Below are 1791 nucleotides of genomic sequence, written 5' to 3' on the forward strand. Positions count from 1 at the left end.
AAACTGTAGTGCCCCATTATCATCAACACCACCACACCGGAAAGAATGATGGCCATGATCAGGGTACCGCTGGTGCGCTGCTCAAACGAGCCGGACAACTCCTCAATGGCGAACACAATCCCTGCCAGCGGGGCATTAAACGCCGCCGACACCCCTGCCGCGCCACCCGCCACAATCAGGGAATTATCCACGTATTTCTGCTGAAGCCGCCCCACCCGGCCCACCGAATACATCATCGCCGCGCCCATGTGCACACTGGGGCCCTCGCGGCCAATACTGGCCCCGCACAGCAACCCCAGGCAGGTGAGTACAAACTTACTGAGGATCACGCGCAAGGAGAGGAAAGCAGGGCGCAGCCAGTGGTAACGCTGCTTCAGCACCACCAGCACCTGGGGAATACCACTGCCCTGGGATTCGGTGCCCAACTGACGCATCAACCAGACAATAATCACCATTCCCAGCGGAGTAATCAGCACCGGCAGGTACGGCGAATGAGCATGGATAGCGGTAAAGGTATGGGAGGCCAGTTCAGCCACCCAGGCAAACGCCACCACCAACAACCCCACCATCACCGCGCCAGTCCAGAATACCGCGCGCAGTTTCCAGTCTTGCCAGGAACCCAGCTGCCGACGGCTCAGCCGCCGGGTACGAAACAGGTAGTAACGCAACAGACGACTATGGCGTGGCCGCTTATTCACAGCGCTCCTTCTCAAGGCAGTAGCAAGTGAACCGGAAAGAAAACAGGTAAGTCTGTATAGTGTACGCCGACTGGAAATATCTCTCCAATGCAGCCACCAATAAGGGAAGCCCCATGCAGTTTGCGTTCGATTACTTTCTCTGGATCAAGGCCTTCCACTTGATCGCTGTAATTTGCTGGTTTGCCGGCATTTTCTACCTGCCCCGCCTGTTCGTATACCACGCCATGGCAGACGATCAGCCCAGCCGCGAACGCTTCAAGATCATGGAACGCAAACTCTATCGGGGCATCATGAACCCCAGCATGATTGTCACCGTAGTGCTTGGCATGTGGATGTTCATGGCAAACATGGAAGCCTACAAAGGCAACGGCTGGATGCACGCCAAACTGGCGCTGGTGTTCCTGCTGATTGGCTACCACCACGTCTGCCTGTCCTACATGAAGAAGTTCGCCGCCGACGCCAACACCAAAAGCGACAAGTTCTACCGGATCTTCAACGAGATCCCGGTTGTCCTGCTCATCGCCATTGTTATTCTGGTGATTGTTCGTCCTTTCTAATTCCGGCCAAGGCCTGACGCTCGGTGCAGACCGGCATCAGGCGTCCGGCTTCCAGCATCAGGCGTTATCAATGAAACCGAACATTCTCGTCATCGCCGGCCACGACCCTTCCGGGGGCGCCGGCATCCATGCCGACATTGAAGCCATTCAGGCCCTGGGCGGCTTCGCCTCCACCCTGATCACCGGGCTCACCGTGCAGAACAGCCAGAACGTGCGCGGCTTCCGGCTCACCGATATCGGCCTGCTGCAACAACAGGCCGACGCCCTGCTGGACGACATGGATTACCAGGCCATCAAGATCGGCATGACCGGCTCGGTGGCCATCATTGATTTCATTGTTTGCCTGCTCAAGCGTCTGCCCGGCGTTCCCGTCATTCTCGACCCGGTACTGGCCGCCGAAGCAGGCGGCAGCCTGGCGCAGGAATCCCTCGCCGAAGCCATGCTCGAAAAGCTGGCGCCACTGTGCGACGTGATGACCCCCAACCTGCCAGAAGCCCAGGCCCTGAGCGGGCAAACAAGCGTCACCGACTGCGGTC

3 protein-coding genes are annotated in these 1791 nt (G+C 58.3%); 2 read left to right on the plus strand and 1 reads right to left on the minus strand.

Features of this window, described 5'->3' with window-relative positions:
- Positions 1 to 698, minus strand: a 698-nt coding sequence (locus A3754_RS25390; protein WP_197468870.1) for a chloride channel protein, incomplete at its 3' end; no start/stop codon positions are given.
- 113 nt (positions 699 to 811) lie between these two features.
- On the opposite strand from A3754_RS25390, the gene hemJ reads away from it, so the two are divergent.
- Positions 812 to 1255, plus strand: coding sequence for a protoporphyrinogen oxidase HemJ (gene hemJ, locus A3754_RS25395; RefSeq protein ID WP_063521690.1), 444 nt, complete (start codon positions 812 to 814; stop codon positions 1253 to 1255).
- A 70-nt stretch (positions 1256 to 1325) separates the two neighbouring features.
- A partial coding sequence (locus A3754_RS25400; protein ID WP_197468871.1) for a hydroxymethylpyrimidine/phosphomethylpyrimidine kinase occupies positions 1326 to 1791 on the plus strand: 466 nt, incomplete at its 3' end.

The organism is Alcanivorax sp. HI0083, from assembly GCF_001635175.1.

Excerpts from the sequence above, each read along its gene's own strand:
- hemJ (WP_063521690.1), top strand. The coding sequence starts at position 812 with ATGCAGTTTGCGTTCGATTACTTTCTCTGGATCAAGGCCTTCCACTTG.